The 21,074-nt window shown below is 45.2% G+C and carries 18 protein-coding genes; all 18 read left to right on the plus strand.

The annotated features are described in order from the left end of the window. Positions 1-11: 11 nt before the first annotated feature. The 18 genes from H6G14_RS19090 (at position 12) to H6G14_RS19175 (ending at position 21,048) form a co-directional block, all read left to right on the plus strand. Positions 12-761 carry a T4 family baseplate hub assembly chaperone gene (locus H6G14_RS19090; protein ID WP_190568889.1) on the plus strand — a complete coding sequence of 250 codons (750 nt, stop codon included), beginning with the start codon at positions 12-14 and terminating at the stop codon, positions 759-761. Beyond that, on the plus strand, positions 762-1,598 hold the full coding sequence (locus tag H6G14_RS19095; RefSeq protein WP_190568890.1) for a hypothetical protein: 837 nt from the start codon (positions 762-764) through the stop codon (positions 1,596-1,598). It abuts the gene before it with no gap. Further along, entirely contained in the window at positions 1,595-2,785 is a 1,191-nt protein-coding gene (locus H6G14_RS19100) for a Pvc16 family protein (protein ID WP_190568891.1), read from the plus strand. Before H6G14_RS19095 ends, H6G14_RS19100 begins: the two co-directional genes overlap by 4 nt. Then, positions 2,782-4,767 (plus strand): ATP-binding protein, encoded by a 1,986-nt coding sequence (locus H6G14_RS19105; RefSeq protein WP_190568892.1) that lies wholly within the window; start codon positions 2,782-2,784, stop codon positions 4,765-4,767. The genes H6G14_RS19100 and H6G14_RS19105 overlap by 4 nt, the downstream gene beginning before the upstream one ends. Further along, positions 4,764-5,015, plus strand: coding sequence for a hypothetical protein (locus tag H6G14_RS19110; protein WP_190568893.1), 252 nt, complete (start codon positions 4,764-4,766; stop codon positions 5,013-5,015). The genes H6G14_RS19105 and H6G14_RS19110 overlap by 4 nt, the downstream gene beginning before the upstream one ends. Positions 5,016-5,060: 45 nt before the next feature. Beyond that, complete coding sequence (locus tag H6G14_RS19115) at positions 5,061-5,720, plus strand: hypothetical protein (protein ID WP_190568894.1); 660 nt, start codon at positions 5,061-5,063, stop codon at positions 5,718-5,720. Between the two features lie 512 nt (positions 5,721-6,232). Continuing rightward, positions 6,233-6,523: a LysM peptidoglycan-binding domain-containing protein gene (locus H6G14_RS19120; RefSeq protein WP_190568895.1), complete on the plus strand. Its 291-nt coding sequence runs from the start codon at positions 6,233-6,235 to the stop codon at positions 6,521-6,523. Between the two features lie 12 nt (positions 6,524-6,535). Further along, positions 6,536-7,675 carry a hypothetical protein gene (locus tag H6G14_RS19125; RefSeq protein WP_190568896.1) on the plus strand — a complete coding sequence of 380 codons (1,140 nt, stop codon included), beginning with the start codon at positions 6,536-6,538 and terminating at the stop codon, positions 7,673-7,675. Then, positions 7,672-8,310: a phage baseplate assembly protein V gene (locus H6G14_RS19130; RefSeq protein WP_190568897.1), complete on the plus strand. Its 639-nt coding sequence runs from the start codon at positions 7,672-7,674 to the stop codon at positions 8,308-8,310. Before H6G14_RS19125 ends, H6G14_RS19130 begins: the two co-directional genes overlap by 4 nt. Then, entirely contained in the window at positions 8,310-8,633 is a 324-nt protein-coding gene (locus H6G14_RS19135; protein WP_190568898.1) for a hypothetical protein, read from the plus strand. Before H6G14_RS19130 ends, H6G14_RS19135 begins: the two co-directional genes overlap by 1 nt. 2 nt (positions 8,634-8,635) lie before the next feature. Beyond that, complete coding sequence (locus H6G14_RS19140; protein WP_190568899.1) at positions 8,636-9,007, plus strand: GPW/gp25 family protein; 372 nt, start codon at positions 8,636-8,638, stop codon at positions 9,005-9,007. Then, on the plus strand, positions 9,004-11,430 hold the full coding sequence (locus tag H6G14_RS19145; protein ID WP_190568900.1) for a baseplate J/gp47 family protein: 2,427 nt from the start codon (positions 9,004-9,006) through the stop codon (positions 11,428-11,430). The genes H6G14_RS19140 and H6G14_RS19145 overlap by 4 nt, the downstream gene beginning before the upstream one ends. Continuing rightward, positions 11,427-14,108: a putative baseplate assembly protein gene (locus H6G14_RS19150; protein ID WP_190568901.1), complete on the plus strand. Its 2,682-nt coding sequence runs from the start codon at positions 11,427-11,429 to the stop codon at positions 14,106-14,108. The genes H6G14_RS19145 and H6G14_RS19150 overlap by 4 nt, the downstream gene beginning before the upstream one ends. Beyond that, positions 14,105-16,231, plus strand: coding sequence for a phage tail protein (locus H6G14_RS19155; RefSeq protein ID WP_190568902.1), 2,127 nt, complete (start codon positions 14,105-14,107; stop codon positions 16,229-16,231). Before H6G14_RS19150 ends, H6G14_RS19155 begins: the two co-directional genes overlap by 4 nt. A 19-nt stretch (positions 16,232-16,250) precedes the next feature. Then, positions 16,251-18,320 carry a DUF6519 domain-containing protein gene (locus H6G14_RS19160; RefSeq protein WP_190568903.1) on the plus strand — a complete coding sequence of 690 codons (2,070 nt, stop codon included), beginning with the start codon at positions 16,251-16,253 and terminating at the stop codon, positions 18,318-18,320. A gap of 193 nt (positions 18,321-18,513) precedes the next feature. Next, positions 18,514-18,672, plus strand: coding sequence for a hypothetical protein (locus tag H6G14_RS19165; protein WP_242053481.1), 159 nt, complete (start codon positions 18,514-18,516; stop codon positions 18,670-18,672). Positions 18,673-18,955: 283 nt separating this feature from the next. Further along, a complete protein-coding gene (locus H6G14_RS19170) occupies positions 18,956-20,227 on the plus strand; it encodes an eCIS core domain-containing protein (RefSeq protein WP_190568905.1) in 1,272 nt (423 codons plus the stop codon). A gap of 269 nt (positions 20,228-20,496) precedes the next feature. Further along, entirely contained in the window at positions 20,497-21,048 is a 552-nt protein-coding gene (locus tag H6G14_RS19175) for an REP-associated tyrosine transposase (protein ID WP_190568906.1), read from the plus strand. The last annotated feature ends 26 nt before the right edge of the window (positions 21,049-21,074 follow it).

Here is a 21,074-nt window from a genome sequence, read left to right on the forward strand (position 1 = left end):
AGAGCTAACGAATGCACCCATTCACTGCCAGCGACGTAATTACAGTTTGGGAATTGGGGGAGCGACTGCACCCGCTAGAACGGGCAATATTACTGTTGTCAGTCGCCTACCCTCATCAATCTCAGCAGCAGTTGGCAATGCTCAGTGTGGGGCAGCGTGATCGCCGTTTGCTGTTATTGCGACAGATGACGATGGGTTCTCAACTCCATAGTGTGACGACCTGTCCCAACTGTGGCGATCGCCTAGAGTTTGCTTTGAATATCTCAGACATATATATCAATATCAATGAAATTAATGAATCATTGAGTAGTCAATACGAAAACAAAACGGTTCAAATTGCAGGAGTTGAGTGTCAGTTTCGTTTACCCAATAGTCATGATTTGGCAATCTTAACAGCATCTCAAACGATTGAGGAAGCATACCGCTCTTTGATCGAGCGTTGTGTTTTACAAATCAGTCAAGCTGGCACTCCCGTTTCTTGGGAAGCTCTACCGCCTGAGATGATCGAGCAACTAGCCCAGCACATAAGCGACTGCGATCCGCAGGCTGAGGTATTGCTGGATTTGGATTGCCCAAACTGTCAGCATCGCTGTCAGGCGATATTTGATATCGTTGCATTTTTCTGGGCAGAACTCGATGCTTTAGCAAAGCGATTACTGCAAGAGGTTCATACTCTGGCTAAAGCATATGGTTGGGATGAGGCAAAGATTTTATCCATGACTGCTACTCGACGGCAGTTTTATCTTGACATGGTGATGTAAATGGCAGATTTCTTTTCTCGATTAGTAGAGCGCAGCCTGGGTGTCAGTCCTGTGGTGCAACCTGCGATCGCGCCCAGATTTAGTTCTGCACCTGCGATCGTGGATGAAGTCAATCTGCAATGGCATCGTGAGGCTGAAAATTCTTCCACTCCAGTCAATGCTAATCCATCCGTCGAGGTACCTTCTTCCCAGAATATTACCTCTGTTCAACAGCAGTTCTCTCCTCAACCTGACTTAGCTAATAATCAGGTTCCAGGAAAAGTACAACAAAATCCCATTACTACACCGTCACTACTAACCCAGTCGATACACTCATCAAACCTGAAACAAGTTATTCCCCCGATGACACAAGTGATCGCGCCTAGTCAATTCATTGCGGAACAACCCAATCAGGAAGTTTCTCTAGAACCTTTTCAAGTTTTAAAACCCCGTGAGTCCCATCCCCCAACGACACAAGCGATCGCGCCTAGTCAATTCATTGCGGAACAACCCAATCAGGAAGTTTCTCTAGAACCTTTTCGAGTTTTAAAACCCCGTGAGCAAATTCTGGGCGAAAATCCTTCCCCGGTTATGGACGGTGAATTAGCAAACGCACCTGAAATTGTTGCTCACAGGGCAACAGTTCCCATAAGCAAACCAAGCGGCACAATAGCAACTCACCAAGTTTCACAGGTTGCAAGCGAGCCAGCAGCACCTCCCACAATTCGCGTTAGTATTGGCAGGGTTGAAGTCCGGGCAATCATGCCAACTCCACCTGCACCTAAAGCCGCTCCGGTGCGTTCTCGTCCGGCAGTGTCGCTGGATACTTATTTGCAGCAACGGGGGAGGAAGGCATGAGTAATTATCTGGCGATCGCTACGGTGACCGCAACTCTGAAACGTGTCCTCGAAAATGCCGTGACATCAAAATTTCTAGGGACTTCAACCACCATTACAGTTGGGCAACCAGACCCCAGAGATGCGGCTACTGGTAATGATGGCAGAGTGAACATTTTCCTTTATCAAGTCACCCCCAATTCGGGCTGGCGCAACGCCGATTTACCGACTCGTCGCGCTGATGGTTCTTTGAGCCAACGTCCACAATTAGCACTTGATCTTCACTATCTCCTCAGCTTTTACGGGGATAAAACCAAACTATTGCCAGAAAAATTGATGGGATTAGTGATGAAAACGCTGCATACTAACCCGTTTTTGCCACGGCAGCTGATTCAAGATACAGTAGCAGCTAACGAAGCTATTCTAAAAGGATCGGATTTAGCAGATCAACCAGAATTTGTCAAGTTCTCACCTGTTTCTCTGTCGCTGGAAGAGTCATCTAAAATCTGGTCAATCTTTTTCCAGACACCGTATGTGTTATCAACAGCTTACCAAGGGACGGTTGTTCTCATTGAACCCAATGATGAACCTGTCGTGAGTTTGCCTGTGAGAGATCGCAGCATTACAGTAGATGCGACACCTCCTGCTAAACTTGTTTCGCCGCCCGTTATTATACAAATTCATGCTCAAGCAAGAACTGGCGAACTTATTACCGCAGGCAATACTCTACTTATTCAAGGGCGAGAACTCGCAAAAACTGCGATCGCATCAATTCAAATTGCAAATCAGTCACTTACTGTTACAGAACAAAACATTCAAGATAGTGAAATTCATCTAACCTTACCAGACTCACTGGCGGCAGGTGTGAAGACTTTGCAGATTGTTTATCAGAATGGCGATCGCTCGAATCTGGCAAAATTTATTCTGCGGCCTCAAATTGTATCTGTTACGCTACAAAGGCAACCACGGCAATTACAATTAACCCTTGACCTACCAATAGCTAAAGGGCAAAAGGTCGTAGTTTTATTGAGTCAAAAAACACCTGAGCAAAGCCATACTCTATCTTTGGTTGCTTCAGAGGATATTGCTTCTGGAAGCATAATCGAGATTTCAATTCTCAAGCAAACCGAAATTAAAGCAGGACAATATACCGTAAGGGTACAGGTTGATGGAGCCGAAAGTCCCAGCCAGGAGGTAACATTCCCATGAATGCTACTGACGATCACTGGCAATCTGCTAACCATCAATATCTTGTAGCCGCATTGGCAGTTGTGCAGGAGACATTAGAACAGTTTGTTCAAGGTCAGGAAGGGGCTGAAGTATCCCAAGATACTGCTGAAGATTCTCAGCAGCGATTGGCTGTTATTGCGGCTGCAATGACTGAACTCCCGTCCTTAGAAGTTGTTTGCAACACATTTGATTTGTCTGACTTTGAGCGAGATGTTTTGCTGTTGTGTGCTGGGATGGAACTAGATGCGGCTTTCCCGCGTTTGTGTGCCGAAATTCAGGGACGAGAACAGCAGGCTTATCCGACCTTTAGTCTGGCGTTGACGGTGTTTCCAGATGCTCATTTGAGCGCGATTGCTCCTTCTTCTCCCCTGCTGCACTGGCGATTAATTGAGGTGGAGGAGAGCCGAGTTTTCACCTTAAGTCCATTACGACTCAGCCGTTGGGCGTTGCTGTATTTGACGGGAATGCCTCACCTGGATCGAGAGTTGAGTGGGTTGATGAAACCTGTGGTAAATCGCGGAGCATTGCTGCCTTCCTATGAAGTGATCGCCGATCAGTTATCAACAATCTGGGTTGAAGGTTCGGAGCGGGGAGTATTGCCGATTGTGCAGTTGTGCGGGGAAGAGGTGACAGCAAAATGGGCGATCACAGCTACGGCTTGTGAACAGGTAGACTTGAATTTGTATCGGCTCTCCGCTCAAGCCATTCCCCAGGAGCGGCGGGAGTTAGAAACATTCTTGCGCTTGTGGCAGCGAGAAGTCATCCTGAGCGATCGCGCTTTGCTGGTGGATTGTGATGGTGGGTATCATCATGATGTTGCCCAGGAAAACGCCCTGCATCAACTGTTGGAAGAAATCGGTGGTATTGTGTTGGTGAGCAGTCGCGATCGCCGTCGGTTGCCCCAGCGTCCCAGCCTGACCATTGAAGTCAGCAAACCCACTGCCATTGAGCAACAAGCTATCTGGAAAGCCGCTTTGGGAGAGCGTCAGGCAGAGGTGAATGGACAAGTCGAGGCTTTGGTGGCTCAATTTGATTTGAGCAGTAGTGCGATCGCTGCCGCTTGTATCGCCGCCAGTTCTCCCCCATCTTCCCCCTCTCCCCTTTCCAGCCAACTCTGGGATATTTGCCGCCTGCAATCCCGCCCCCGATTGGAGGAACTGTCCCAGCGCATTGAGCCTGCGGCCACCTGGGAGGAATTGGTATTACCGGAAGCCCAACGGCAAGTTTTACGGGATATTGCCGTCCATGTACGACAGCGATCGCAGGTTTATGATACTTGGGGTTTCAGGACGAAGGGGAATCGGGGTTTGGGCATCAGTGCGCTGTTTGCTGGTAGCAGTGGCACGGGTAAGACAATGGCAGCAGAAGTGCTGGCGCGAGAGTTGCGGCTGGATTTGTACCGGATTGATTTGTCGTCGGTGGTGAGCAAATACATTGGCGAGACGGAGAAGAATTTGCGGCGGGTATTTGATGCGGCGGAATCAAGTGGGGTAATTTTGCTGTTTGATGAAGCGGATGCCCTGTTTGGCAAGCGCAGTGAGGTCAAAGACAGCCACGATCGCCACGCCAATATTGAGGTGAGCTATTTGTTACAGCGTATGGAAGCCTATCGGGGTTTGGCAATTTTGACTACTAATTTGAAGGATGCGCTAGATCAAGCTTTTCTGCGGCGGATTCGGTTTATTGTGCAGTTTCCCTTCCCGGATTTGCCGGAACGGGTGGAGATTTGGCGGCACATTTTCCCGGCAGCAACGCCAACGGAGGGATTGGAGGTGGAGAAGTTGGCGCAATTGAATCTGGCGGGGGGGAATATTCGCAATATTGCAATGAATGCGGCGTTTTTAGCGGCGGAGGCGAAGGAGACGGTGCAGATGAGTCATGTGTTGCAAGCGGCAAAACGGGAATATGCCAAGTTGGAAAAATCGTTGACAGATGGAGAGATTCGGGGATGGGTGAAATGAATATTGAGTTGCAGATTGAGGAGTTGCTGCTGCATGGGTTTGCTCGGAAGGATCAGGTAAGGATTCAACGGGCGATCGAACAAGAATTGACTCGGTTGTTAACGGAGCAAGGTGTTCCTGCGTCACTTTCGCGTAGTCAGGAAATTCAGCAATTGCAGGGTGGCTCGTTTAATGTCAGGGCAGGGATGGGTGTAGAGACGATCGGTTCTCAGGTGGCACAGGCAATTTATGGAGGAATTGGGGAATGATGGGTCGTGTCTATGCCAACAAGTATTTCTCAAAGGTCTAGCTTAATGACAAATTTTCTAGGTTCACCACGTTTATTTAAAGGTGCGATCGTCGGTTTTGATCTTCCCAATCCGATTACGAAAGTGATTCCGTTTCAATACAATCCGGAAACCCTAACTCGCTCCCTTGAACCGCAGATGCAGGGTAATGATCAATCTGGTTCTACAGTAGGTTTACGCCTAAACGGAGCAGCCGCAGAAAGTATTAGTATTGAGATTGAAATGGATGCCACCGACCAGTTAGAAAAAGGCAAAGATATTGCCGTCAATATGGGGATTTATCCCCAACTTTCAGCACTGGAGATGCTGGTTTATCCCGCCAGTTCGATGGTGATTGCCAATACGATTGTGCTGGCAGTGGGAACCATTGAAATTATTCCACCACCACCCAAATTAACGCTGTTCATTTGGGGACAACGCCGTATTTTACCCGTAAACATTACCAGCTTTAGTATCACCGAAGAAGCCCATGACACAAACCTGAATCCAATTCGGGCGAAAGTCTCTTTAGGAATGCGAGTTTTGACCTATTCCGATTTGCCAATTACCCATCCCGGTTATCATTTATATCTAGCTCATCAGGTTGTTAAAGAAACAATGGCAACATTGGGGACAGGCACTAGCTTAAATAATTTATTGGGTACAAATATTAAGTTATTAAGCTAATTGTAGATTTAAATCCAGTTTTTATGTTTAATAAATACCAGGCATTTATAAACTGTAAAATAAGCGGATAAAAATCATTCAATTAACTCACCTCCAGTCAACTCAAGAGGCAATTTACTAAGAGGATATTTGAAAAGTAATTTTGTTAGTAGTAAAACGTTTTATATTCCCCTAAAATCTCCTTACAAAAGAGAACTTTAAGAAGATTTTTTCTCTGCTTAAGACTAACGTGTACACACAAATAAAAAATTTTTATGTTCAACCAAATCCCGTCTAGAACTAAAGTTCCAAGCTGATAGCCAAAGTCAACTCAAGTGGACTGGAAGACATTTTTAGTTGAGTCATATTCAGATAACTTGCGCTATGAGACTCGGAATTCATTCCGAGGCGGGATAGATGCACCACTTTTCAAACAACCTCTAATACTAAACGCCTATCAAAATAAAAATCTTGAATCAGGATTCAACCGGATTTAAACATATCTGAAAAAACGTCCCATAAAGGGGTCAATCATGTTCGATCACACCAGTCGCTACTACGAATTAGAAACGGCCACTCTCATCACACCTGAAGGGCGACATCTGTCCTATAAACGGCGACGCTTTCTCCCCCAAGCTGAAACTTTATCTAGGGTGCTGGAGATGCGAGTCAAAGAAGGCGATCGCTTGGATACCCTCGCCGCAGATTTGTTGGGCGACCCCGAACAATACTGGCAAATCTGCGATGCCAACAACGCCATGAATCCCTTTGACCTGAGTGCGGAAATTGGGCGAACCCTGCACATTGCCCAGACCCAAATTTAGGGGAAGATTACTATGTTTTTCCAGGGTATTCGCCTCTCACTCCTCATAGGCCCCACCGTGCCGCTTCCGGCTCCCCCCAACCTAATTCAAGCCTTAGACAACATCGAAATTACCCAAACCGATGCGGGGCGATCGGGGTTTCAATTGTCCTTCAAATGCGATCGCAGTGGTGTATTTGCCGCCATCGACTATCCCATCCTCAAACTGCCCTTACTGCGTCCTTTCAACCGTGTTATCGTTGTCGTCACCGTCAACGCCATTCCCCATGTATTGATGGATGGCATCATTACCCACCAGCAGTTGTCCCCCACCAGCAACAACTCCGGCCTGCTCACTGTCACGGGCGAAGATGTCAGTGTCATGATGGACATGGAAGAGAAGATCGTCGCTCATCCTGCCCAACCGGATATTGCGATCGTGCCGAAAATCATTGCCACCTATGCCCAATACGGATTGATCCCCACGGTAATTCCCCCCGCCTTCCTCGATGTTCCCAATCCCGTGGAGCGAGTTCCCGTGCAGGTAGGCACAGATTTGGAATACCTGGAAGAACTGGCGGAGCGGTACGCCTATGTATATTACATCTCTCCCGGCCCTGTTCCCGGCACCAATACCGCCTATTGGGGGCCACCCACCCGTGCAGGTATCCCCCAACGCGCCCTTTCTGTCAACCTGGGAACCTCTACCAACGTCAACTCCATCAATATCCAGCACAAAGCATTGACCCCCACCTTTGTGTCGGGATTGGGAGAAGATAGCCTGACAGCACGTAGCCTTCCAGTCAAAACCTTCTCTAGCTTGCGGCTGCCCCTAGCAACCCAATCCGCCATGCTGAGAACTGCCAAAGCCCGCACAGTCCTACCCAAAAAGACAGCAGGCTTAACCTACGCCCAAATGCTTTCTCGCGCCCAGGCAATTACCGATGCCTCAATGGATCAAGTGGTGGAAGCAACTGGAGAACTAGATGCAACACGTTACAACGGTGTATTGAAAGCGCGGGGGTTAGTCGGCTTGCGTGGTGTAGGTAGCACCTACGACGGCTTGTATTACGTCAAGAATGTCACCCATCAATTGCGGTTAGGTGAATACAAACAAAGCTTCACCCTGACTCGTGAAGGGGTGGGAACAACAACACCAGTGGTCGTCCCATGAAACAATTTTTCGGAAAATATCGGGGAAAGGTAGAAAATAACGTAGATCCAAAACAGATAGGACGAATCCAAGTGAGCGTTTTTGCGGTTCTGGGCGATGGTCGCTTCAGTTGGGCAATGCCCTGTGTACCCTATGCAGGGAATAAAGTTGGTTTCTTTGCCATTCCGCCAATTGGTGCTAATGTTTGGGTAGAGTTTGAAGGCGGCGATCCTGATTACCCGATTTGGAGTGGTTGTTTTTGGGGAGTGAATGAAGTTCCTGTCCAGCCTGCCTTTGCTACTAAAAAAGTTTGGAAAACAGAGAGCATTACCCTGACCCTTGACGATGCTCCAGGCGGAGGATTCTCCTTAGCAGTCGAGCCTCCCCTAGTACAAGTACCGCTCAAATTAGTATGTAATACCCAAGGGATTGAAATTAGTTGCAATCCAGCCACAATTAAGGTAGCTGCTTCCGGGATTGAGATGAGCAACAGTCCTGCAACCGTGAAAATTTCGTCATCAGGCGTAGAATTAGACACCCTGCCAGCAACAGTTAAACTGTCACCAGACAATATTGAACTGAGTAACGGTGCTGCCAGCGTCAAACTTTCGCCTGCTAGTGTTTCCATTAACAATGGTGCTTTGGAGGTGATGTAATGCCTGGTTTTTTATTACACCAAGGTGCGACGGTTTTATGTCTACATAGTGGTTCGGCACAACCCATTGTTGTCAACCCACGGGTGAAAGTTAGCGGACAACCAATTGTCACGCAGACAAGTACCTATGCGATCGCAGGTTGTCCCAACACTTTACCATCTGGAACACCTCAACCCTGCGTGACTGCTTCCTGGATAGTGGCGGCGACAAGAATAAAAGCGAACGGAATGCCCGTCCTTTTACAAGATTCTCAATCTATCTGCATACCTACAGGTACGGGGTTAACCATTGCAGCCACCCAAGTGCGGGTAAAGGGGATGTAACTATGAATACAGAAATTGCCTATCCATTCCAAATTGATGACAGCAGTCGCCGCGTTGCTAACGCCTCCCCCGACGACCATATCCACCAAATGATTGAGCAACTACTATTTACCATGCCAGGGGAACGGGTCAACCGCCCTACCTTTGGCAGTGGGTTAATGCAGTTGGTGTTTGCTCCCAATAGCGACGAAATGGCAGCAGCTACTCAGTTTCTTGTCCAGGGAGCATTGCAACAATGGCTGGGTGATTTAATTCAAGTGGAAGCTTTACAAGTTACAAGCGAAGAATCTACCTTACGAGTGATCGTACAGTACATTATTCGTCGCAATCAAGAACGCCAAATAGCCCAATTTGAGCGAGGTGGAGTGGGATGAGTGACATACAACTTGATGATTTCTCCCGCAACTTGCGAAGAGATAGGATTATTTCTCATCCTCAACAAATTGGTCTGGATTATATTCAAGTAGAAACTAATCCCCTACAGTTGAGGCTCTATTTTCTGCCGGGGATGGACACTAAGTACAATTCTCTATCCCAAATCACAGCCACGAATATTCGCATTACCAGGGGTGCAAACGTCACCACTAACTTACAGGTACAGGGAATTAATCCTAGTCCTCCTAACATCCTGCAAGTCCAACTGCTACAGGTGCAAGACAGACAACAAGACACATCAGCATCAGGTAACTTCCCGGTTTATACCCTAGAGTTAATCAATGTAGCGCACCTCGATCCATTCTTCTCCCAGGCACGTTTTTCTTTAGAAGTCGATCGCCCTAGTCCTTTTGATCCATTGCGATCGCTCCCCAGTTTACCAGAGCCACCCTCAACCTTAGAAATTGATTACCTAGCCAGAGATTACAGCAGTTTTCGTCAGTTAATGCTTGACCGTTTATCGGTCGTCATGCCCCAGTGGAAAGAACGCCACCCAGCAGATTTAGGCATCACCTTAGTAGAAATTTTAGCCTATGCAGGCGATCGCCTCAGTTATTACCAAGATGCCGTAGCGACAGAAGCTTATCTAGGAACAGCAAGACGACGCATTTCTATCGGTCGCCACACCAGATTAATTGACTACACCATGCACGAAGGCTGTAATGCCCGTGTCTGGGTGCAAGTGCAAGTCAAAGATGAAGTTACCCCAGCCGGACTATTGTTACCAGCAGGAACTAAATTAATAACTAAAAGTACCAACTTATCCCCAGGAGTAGCCATGACTCCGGCTGAGTATGAAAAATTATTATTCCAGCAATCCCAGGTATTTGAAACAATTTACCCCCTCACTCTCTTTAGAGAACTCAACCAAATGAATTTTTATACCTGGGGAGCTAAGGAATTTTCCTTGCCTCTAGGGGCTACTCGTGCCACATTACAAGGGAATTTGACCAACTTAAAGGCAGGGGATGTACTGATTTTTGAGGAAATTCAAAGTAAAACAACAGGTAATGCCCCCGACCCCAAACATCGCCACGTGGTTCGCTTAACTAAAGTTACTCCTCAACAAGATACACTCTTTGCCAAAGAGATTACTGAAATTGAGTGGCATCCTGAAGACGCTCTAACATTCCCCTTAGACATTGCCATTTATCAAGACACTCAATCTCTAGAAAACATCAGCATTGCCCAAGGTAATATTGTGCTGGCAGAACATGGCAGAAGAATTACCACCGAAAAACTCCCACCCGTACCCCAAACCGGACGCTATCGCCCACAACTGCAAAACATTGGCTTGACACACGCCGTTGTTTATGACGTGGTGAAGGGAAAAGAACAGTCAGCAAATCAAACCCTGACCCAAAACCCTGATGTAGCCACACCGATGATCGAGATCCATGAGGAGAAATCTGGTAAATTAGTGGCGACTTGGTGGGCGAGACGTGATTTATTGAGTAGCGATCGCTTTGCTAATGATTTTGTAGTGGAAATGGAAAGTGATGGTATTGCTCATTTGCGTTTCGGGGACGGAGTGCGGGGCAAAAAACCAACTAGCCAAAATCAATTGGTAGCCAATTATCGAGTTGGCAACGGTATACAGGGCAATGTCGGACATGATGCGATCACACATATTGTCTGCGATTCTGAAATCAGACAAAAGATTATCAAAGTGCGAAATCCCCTACCAGCACAGGGAGGTACAGAACCCGAATCGATTGAGCAGGTACGGCTGTACGCCCCAGAAGTGTTTCGGAATCAACAGCAACGCTGTATTACGGCGGCCGATTACCAAAAAGTTTTAGCACGTCACCCCCAAGTACAAACCGCCGCAGTTACTATTCGTTGGACTGGTAGTTGGAACACTGTCTTTATTGCGGTGAAGGGTCGGAAAAATCAACCCATCGACGAGACTTTTAAAGCCACGTTGCGGCAATTTATCGCACCCTACCGCCTTGCTGGCTATGACTTAGAAATTACTGCACCGCAATTTGTCCCTTTAGATATTGCCTTAACATTGCAAGTAGCACCGGGATACTTTGCCAGCACTGTCAAGCGGCTGCTATTGGAAACCTTTAGTAACGTAGACTTACCCAATGGTAGGCGTGGTTTTTTTCACCCAGACAACTGGAGTTTTGGTCAACCAGTTTATGTAAGTCAAATTGTCAAAACAGCAATGGAGTTACCAGGAGTTGTGCAAGTAGAGATGCCAATTGCGCGGTTTCAACGCTGGGGTTCGCCTGAAGGAAACGAAATCGAGACAGGAAAAATTGCGATCACGCCTCTGGAAATTGCTCGTCTCGACAATAACTTAGATGCGCCAGAAAACGGCAGAATTGAGTTTAATTGCAAGGGTGGCTTATGAATAGCTCAGATTTTAGTTCAGAGCAACCTACTAATTACAATCCCCCTGGATTAAGTGCCTTGGCTTACCGTATAGGCACTCACCCCACCTTCTTTCAGCGTCTATTAGCAGGTTTACCAACCCAAGTAATTCCCCAGAGTCCCGACACACAAAAGCCACAACATCCCCTACATAAACTAACTACACAACATCTTGATGATCCTGCGATCGCCCTCCTTGATGCTTGGGCAGTGGTTGGAGATGTCCTGACGTTTTACCAAGAGCGAATTGCTAACGAAGGATATCTGCGAACAGCCACTGAAGACCGCTCGATTTTAGAATTATCGTGTACAGTTGGTTATAAACTCAATCCTGGTGTTGCTGCTAGTACATACCTCACTTTTACCGTCGAAGATGCACCAGGTTCAGCCCAAGAAGTTACAGTTCCTCCTGGCACAAGGGTGCAGAGTATTCCCAAAGCACCGGGAGAACTTCCCCAGACCTTTGAAACTATTGCACAGATGAAAGCACGAGTTGAATGGAATAGCCTCAAGCCCGATATTTCTCCAAAATTCGACCTGCAAACATTTGAGCAGAACACAACTGAACTACTTTTACAAGGAACAAATACTAGACTTCAGCCCGGCGATGCCATTTTAGTGATAGATAGTCAAGATAATACTCGCTGGTACTTCTTAACTCTGCAAACAGTCGAACCTCACACTCAAGAGGGTTATACTCGGATTAGTTGGGGCAAGAAACTGTCAGACCAATACAAAACCATCAGTAATCTTGAAGTATTCGCTTTCCGACAGCAAGCCTCTTTTTTTGGTCATAACGCTCGCAACTGGAGTGAACTATCCCCAGAAATTAAACGCAAATATAGCCCTAGTCAGTTTGGTAGCGAAACTATTAATTGCACTGGCATAACTATAAAAGTAAATAATGATGCAGTCTTCACCACATCTATTAACAAAGGTGATATTATCACAGTTGCTAATCAATCAAAAACTGTAGTTGATATTTCTGAAAATAAAATAATTACGGTTGATTCTGGCTTTATTCCTAACCTAGATAACATTAAAGGTTTTATTTACAATAAGGCAATATGGGAATGGAGTAATTTTAGCATTCAATTTCCACAAATTGACTTGAATGCTGTATATCAAAATGTTTTACCAGGAAGCTGGGTACTTTTAACTCAGGGTGAATCATCTGCGCTTTATCAAGTTGAGAATAACTCTACTGTTTTCCGCACTGATTTTGAATTAGCGGGAAAAGTTACCCGGATAAATGTTACAAGTAGTAATACTAGCAATAATTCAAAAGAAAGTAATAATAATAATTTATTTAATTTACGTGAAACCACTATTTTTATTCAAAGCGAAAAATTACCATTGTTCAAAAAATCGCAAGAATTACCATCAATTAAGCGTCAAAATCCACGGATTAAACTGGCGCAGTCAATACCTCCATTAGAATTAGGACGCACAGTCATCATCAAGGACAAAACTAATACTGAAATTGCTTTTGTTGGGAGCATGGAGGACTCTCAAACTCTTACCCTAAGCCATGATCTCCAGCATGATTATGATACTGCCAGCATGACTATTTATGCCAATGTTGTCCTAGCTACTCATGGTGAAACTGTAGAAAAAGAAGTCCTCGGTAGTGGTAATGGCGGACAGGCTAACCAAAGATTTAAGCTGAAAAAACCACCTTTAACTTATGTCTCGGCAGCTACAGCTAGTGGTAGTAAAAGTACTTTACAAGTCTATGTGAATAATGTCTTGTGGCAAGAAGTTGCATCTCTAGAAGAGCAAGATTCCCGTAGCCAATGCTACATTGTACAAATTGACGACCGAGGCGAGTTTACCATTATCTTTGGTGATGGAATTCATGGTTCTCGCTTACCCAGTGGGCAAGAAAATATCATTGCCACTTATCGTAGTGGTATTGGTCAAGTTGGAGAAGTCAAAGCAGGTTCTTTGATACTGCTGCAAAACCGACCTTTAGGAATTCGTGATGTCACTAATTTGCATGATGCCACAGGCGCAGGCGATCACGAAACCTCTTTGCATATCCGCGATAACACTCCCCGCACCGTCTGCACACTAGATCGCATTGTTTCTTTACGAGACTTTCAAAACTTTACTCAAAGTTTTGCTGGTATTGGCAAAGCTCAAGCTGTCATTCTCTGCACAGGGCAAACAAAATTAATACACATTACTATTGCTGCTGATGATGGACAACAAGTTGAATCTAATTCTGCACTTTTTACTAACCTGAAACAAGCAATTGTTTCTAATATGAGTAATCCATTACAATTTGTGGAAATTCAATCCTACGAGCCGTTGTACTTTAACATAGAAGCAACAGTATGGATTGACCCACGTTATCAGGAAAACAGTGTCAAGCAGATTATAGAAAGCACACTCAATCAAACCTTTAGTTTCGCCAAACGTGAGTTTGGACAAGCAGTAGCCGCTTCAGAAATTATTGAAGTTATTCAAAATATCGCAGGTGTATTAGCAGTAAACTTAGATTTTCTTTACTTAACATCTGACAATAAAACCAAACCAATTCCTTCATCTCTAGAAGCAAAAACAGCCTCTTGGGATGTACAGGAAAAACAAGCTTTGGCATCTCAGTTATTACTAATTAATACTCAAGGCATAACACTCAATAAAAGTTCATGAATCAGTTAGAACGTCTTTATCATCTCCTCCCGTCTATCTATCGCCAACGAGATTTGGCGCAAGGGGAACCGTTGCGGGCTTTACTTGCAGTTATGGAAAGCCAACTGCGAACAATTGAGGCCGATATTGATGGGCTGTATGAAAACTGGTTCATCGAAACCTGTGATGAATGGGTGGTTCCTTACATCGCTGACTTATTGGGAATTGACGGTTTAAATGATGAAAAAAGTCTGTTGTGGAGTCAACGGTCATACGTTGCCAATACAATTGCTTACCGCCGTCGCAAAGGTACTCCTGCCATCCTAGAAAATATCACATTTGATGTGACTGGCTGGAGAGCTAAAGTAGTAGAATTTTTTGAGCTACTCAGTGCTACCCAAAATATCAATCATATCCGTCTGGGTAAAAGCAGTACCATCGACATCCGTCACCGAGCAAACTTAGAACAGTTAAATTCGCCGTTTGATGCGATCGCTCATTTAGTGGATGTACGTCGCATCAGTCCAGATAGGATAAAATCTGAGCAATCCTTCGCTGCGATGCGCGGCAAATATAATATCTCGAATCTAGGTCTGTTTGTCTGGCGACTGCAAAGCTATCCAATTACCAACAGTCCCGCTTACCTCCTAGAAAATCAAACAGAAAACAAAGTTATCAAGTATACCTTTCACCCCCTCGGCTATCAGATAAATTTATTCAATCGACCCCAAACCAAAACCGAAATTACTCAATTTGCCCAAGCAATTAATTTACCTGGTGCGATCACCCAACAAGCATTTGCAGCCGATTTAAAGGCATATCAACAGCAATACAAAGACGCACGACCAGAGCAGCAACCACCAGACAGCCAATATTACGGCCCCAATCGCAGCTTCAACATCTCAAATATCTCACCGATGCAGCTGGTGAGTATGGATTTAAGTAACTGGCAAAGTCCCGAATCAGGTAAAGTCGCTGTAGATGTCAAATTGGGACGAATAGCTTTCCCGATCAATGAACCACCAACCCAGGCTGTGAACGTTAGCTACTGCTACAGTTTCAGTGGTGACATTGGTGGTGGCCCCTATGACCGCCAGCCAACTTTAGCAACGAATGATTCTGTTTCCTGGTACTGTGTTGTCAGTCAAGATAGAAAAACGTTGCAGGATGCCTTAAAAGCATATTTAGCTCAAGATAATCTATCTGGCATCATTGAAATCGCTGATAACCAAAAGCATGAACTCACTGAGCCGATCACCCTGAAAAAAATCGGTCGCTTGACAATTCAAGCAGCCAACGGAATGCGCCCTATCATCAGTTGTGGTGAAAATCAGTTAGGAGTCAAAGTTGCAGATGACAATCCCGATGCCGCGTTGACCTTCAATGGAATACTAATTGATGCTAAATTCAGCATTCAAACAGGGCTGAAACTGAAAATCATTCACTGTACTTTGATTGGTGGAGTGGAGGGGGAAAAATCAAAACAAAATATTATTTCCAGTTTGCAAATATTTATCTCTCATAGCATTGTTGGTGCTTTACAATTGCCAGAGCAGATTGTTAGTTTAACAGTGCAAGACAGCATCATAAACAGCATTTTAGAGGATGTATCTAGCTTGAAAAAAGCCGCAAATGATGCAACTATAGATATAAAAAAACTGCGTAATAATGCGGATTTAAATTATGAGATCGCTACCAACACCACAGACGAAAAATCTTTCCTCCGCACTACTTTAGAGCGAACTACAATCTTTGGTAAAGTTAACCTCCACGAACTCACACTAGCATCCAATGTGATATTTACAGCACCTGTCACGGTGAAAAATTGCCAAACGGGTAGTGTCCGCTTCAGTTATGTCCCAAAAGATTCCCAAACTCCGCGCCGTTACTGCTGTCAGCCTCTGGAGGGGAGCGATGCCAATCACCAAATCAAACCCTTGTTTACCTCTGTGCAGTATGGCGATCCAGGGTACGCCCAACTAGCACTAGCTTGTGCGCCAGAAATTGCCACAGGTGCAGACGATGGTGGTGAGATGGGCGCATTTCATCTGCTTCACCAACCTCAACGCACCGCTTATCTTCGTCTCAGCTTAGAAGAATATTTGCCTGCTGGCTCAGAAGCTGGAATTTTCTATATGTCTTGAAGTTATTAAAGGAAATATTATGAAAGGCGATTTTTCTCGGTTTACCTTCAATCCCCAAAAACGTTTCAGCCGCGTGTTGATGCAACAAGGGCGCGTCCAACTAGATGCAGACTGGAACGAACAACTTGATATTACAGAGCATCGAATTGCTACTGAAATCACCGATTTTATCGGTCAGAGTGGCGCACCAGAAAAGTATGCTGGATTTGAGATCACAGCAGATAATAAAACAAATCTCAAAATCGGTGAAGGGCGATACTACGTTGAAGGTATGCTTGTTGAGAACGACCAGTCTGTGCTGTTTACTGCTCAATCAGACTATTCAGGTGCAAAACTTCCAACAGAGAATGGTATTTACTTAGCTTACCTTGATGTCTGGCAGCGCCACATCACAGCATTGGAAGATCCAGAGATTCGGGAACCTGCTTTGGGTGGGGCTGATACAGCCACGCGAGTCAAGAATATTTGGCAAGTGAAACTCCAAAAAGTGGACAACAAAGCAGAGAAAAGCTCTTTCGCTCCTCCTGACTGGAAACCTAGCTGGGAGAACCCTATCAGCACAGGCAAATTATCGGCGAGCATAGTAGGAGCAGGAGCCAACTTAGAAAATCAACTCTACCGTGTGGAAATTCATAAAAGCGGTAAGGTTGGTGAAGCTACGTTTAAGTGGTCGCGGGATAATGGGTCAATTGCGACTCGTGTTGAGAAAATTGTCGGTCAGGAGATTACCATTAGTCGTCTAGGACAAGATATTCAAACGGCATTTGCAGCAGGTAACTGGGTGGAGATAACTACTGAAAAGCAAACCCTCTCTGGTGAACCGGGACTTTTAGTAGAGTTGGCATCTGTTACAGCAAACACACTGACAGTGAAAGAGTGGACAGATGGCAAAGCACCAAAATTTGAGCCGCCAATGATAGTACGGCGTTGGGATTCTGGTGAGATCGCTGTACAGAATAAGCAGAATGATTGGATAACTTTAGAGAATGAGATTCAGGTCAAATTTGATGCAGGCAACTATAAAACAGGCGACTACTGGTTAATTCCAACTCGCAACCTGACTGCCAATATCGAATCACCTGGTAACGAAGCCCAACCACCCCACGGGATTTTACATCGCTACTGTAGTTTAGCCTTGGTGGAGTACAATGGCAGTCAATTTACTGTGAAGGATGATTGTCGTGTCATCTTCAAACCCTTAACAACGGGTTTGTTGAGCAAAGGCGGTGACACCATGACTGGAACGCTGACAATCGATAAAGACCTTTATGTTACTGGCAATGTTAGTATCGGCACAACAAAACCAGAGGAAAAAATGGAAATTGAAGGAGGTAACTTAAAAGTAAGTGGCTGCCTCATACAAAAAGGTTATGACTTCGTATTAGGAAAAGAAAATAAAGGTGACAGAGGCGATACAGGTCTATCTCGCGCCTTGGTGAAAAACTACAATTCAATCCTAGTTATTAACTATGCAAACGACTTTAAAGGCGGTGTAAAAATTGATAGTAATTTAGAAGTAACGGGGAATGTTGGAATCGGCACAACAAGTCCTCAAGAGAAGCTGCACGTAAATGGTCGCATCAAAGATAAAACAGGATGGGTGATGCCAGTGGGTAGTATTCTCCCATACGCAGGTTCCACGGCTCCAGAAGGGTGGTTTATATGTGACGGTTCCGAAATAGATACAAAGGGACATGAAGAGTTATTTGGTGTGATTGGTACTCAATATGGCAGAAGTGAAGATAAGTTTAAGCTTCCCGACCTCAAAGGACGAATACCAGTAGGACTATCTACAAGTGAATCGGACTTTGATTCGTTGGGTAAAAAAGCTGGCTCCACAACACATACGCTCACAATTGACGAAATGCCCGAACATAATCATGGTGTGACCGATCCGGGGCATAGTCACAATATTTATCTAAGTAATGACAATGGAAAAAACACTTGTGATGATGCTGGAGCAGACGGAAGATACCTAGCAAAGACTACAGAAGAGAAAACTAACATCACAATTCAAAAAACGGGGGGCGGTAGAGCGCACAATAATTTGCAACCTTATATCACTATGAACTACATCATCAAATATTGAATCATACGTGGTTTGTTTTGCCTTGGATTCGAGCGGACGAACGTCAAAAGGATAGCACACAGTAGAATCCGTTTTGAGGTATAGATTTTGTAACAAATAATTATCGCAAAAATGAACCGAGGAAAAGATGAAACAAAATCTCATACAGCGCCTTCAATCCCTCAAATCCGAATTTGAAGAGGGACAAAAAATAATGGATGACTTAGAAGAGAAACAAGCAAATCTGCGAGATAGTTTACTCCGCATTAGTGGGGCAATTCAGGTACTCGAAGAACTATTGAGCGATACACCGGAAATTGGGGAAAATGGCAGCCGTGAATCGGATGCGGTTAAGGCGGAAGTAGTTGCTTAATTTCTGTTCATCGCATCGATTCATCTCTAGGGTTTGAAGGAAAAAAACGGTTCGCCGATTTGCCGAATCAACCAAACTGTTATTTCCCAAAAAACTGATCGCACACTAAAAACCAACCAAATGATCGGAAGACACAGATGAGGCAGATGAGAGATTGCATCTGGTCACATAACATCTCCTAACACATAGCGGATTGCGAACAAATTTTATTCAACACTTTGCGTAAGTTGTAGCTACACGAGATGCCAAAAGGAAGCATTTTAAACACAAAAGGAAGATAGCCATGTCACGCCAACATATTAATCAACCCAAAAATGCGTCCGCACTACCAAAAGCAAAAATCTCTGCGAACGCCCAATATTCCCTACCCCCTACCAATGAAACTCAAGGATGGTTCGGCAATCGGGCGGTGAATCTACTGCAAAAAGAGCAACCGGGAAAAAAAGGAAAACCGAAGTTAACAGGCCAGTCTCAGGAATTAGAAATCGCGCAAAAGCTTGTAAATTACGGGCAAAAACCATTGAAATTGCAAGCGAAAATGGAAATCGGTGCAGTTGGGGATAGGTACGAGCAAGAAGCAGATAGAGTGTCCAATGAAGTGGTGAGTCGGTTGAATACGTCAGAGAGACCGATGGTACAGGGTGGGACGAAACAGGATAGCTACCGACATAAATTACAGAAGAAGCCATTGATACAGCGTGTGAATAACGGAGGTATGGCAGCATCCCCCGATGTCGAAGCGGGGATACAACGGGCAAAAGGTAGTGGACAACCACTGTCCGACAGCATCAGAGAACCAATGGGGCAGGCGATGGGAGCGGATTTTAGTGGTGTGCGGGTGCATACAGATGCTCAATCAGATCAGTTGAATCGGTCGATTCAGGCGAAGGCGTTTACCACAGGGCAGGATGTGTTCTTTCGGCTGGGGGCATATGAGCCGGGTAGTCGAGGGGGACAGGAGTTGATAGCGCATGAGTTGACGCATGTGGTGCAGCAAGGGGGCGTAGGAGCATTGCCGACACATCAAGATATACCGCAAAGTATGATCGTAGTGTCTTCACGCGTGCCCCAATCGACCAACCACCGACGAACGATACAACGGTACCCACAAGACACCGCAGTTCTCAGGGAGATAGCTCGGAACCTGAGCACCCCACGAGATGTGCTAGCGTTTGGGGCAACAAATAGGGCGACGAGAATGGCGTTGGATGAAGACCCATCGCTGCTGCGAGAGGCCCGTAAACAGCTGGCGCTCGAAAAGTTAGATAGGTTTATCTTAAACTACACTCGGCTTGTATACGAGCAGTGCGGAGACCCAGGCCTGGCGGAATTCAATCGAATTATTCAGAACCTGCATGAAGCGCTTTCAGTACCAACCATACAGTTAAATCACGTGCCGATCACCACAGCGATACAGATGATGACTATTTTTATAGATACTTCCTTGAGACCGGCTCGAATGGGAATACTCAGGATGTTAAGGGGAGATCCATTAAGTAGGATGAATACAGATTGGAGAGGTATAGTACCGCTTATACACTCGTTCCTCGCGTAAAAATCGTGCCGTTATTTGATAAGCATAGGATTCATGACAATGAGTGCGCTAGCCTGATCTAGTACAATCGAAGGGTGCGGATATGTAAAATAAAGTGCGATCGCCTGATCTTGTAGGGTGCGTTAACGAAGTAACGCACCAAACCAATCATCTGGCGCATTACGGGCTAAACAATCAAATTTCTTGTCAAATATCCAAACACTACGAGAAATATTAATTCAGCATAAACAATGGGTACTTTAATACAATCAACCCATGAATAAATACCCATGCCGAATTACCGCCGAGCCAAACTTCCTGGTGGTACTTATTTCCTCACCCAAGTAACTCATCATCGCCAACCGTGGCTAATCACCGATATCGCACGCCTTGCACTCCGCGCTGCTATCACTCATGTACGTCAAAAATATCCCTTCACCATCGACGCATTTGTACTATTACCCGATCATTTTCATTGTATTTGGACATTGCCACCCGGAGATAGTGATTTATCAACGCGACTGCGATTAATTAAAACCTTTGTCACCAAAAATTATGGAAATCAATTGGAAATTCAGACTGAGATTTCTGTTTCTCGGCAAAAACGCCAAGAGCGCAATTTATGGCAAAGAAGATTTTGGGAACATTTAATTCGGGATGATAGAGATTTTGTCATACATTGCGATTATATTCATTACAATCCGGTGCGACATAAATTATGTCAGATTCCCCAGGATTGGCAATTTTCAACGATTCATAGATTTATCAGCCAAGGCATTTATCCGCCAAATTGGGGGATGGGGGAATTTCCAGACATGCCTAATACAATTTGGGATATATAGAAGGTGGTGCGTTACGCTGACGCTAA

This window comes from Nostoc parmelioides FACHB-3921, assembly GCF_014696625.1.
Taxonomy (GTDB): Bacteria; Cyanobacteriota; Cyanobacteriia; order Cyanobacteriales; family Nostocaceae; genus Trichormus; species Trichormus parmelioides.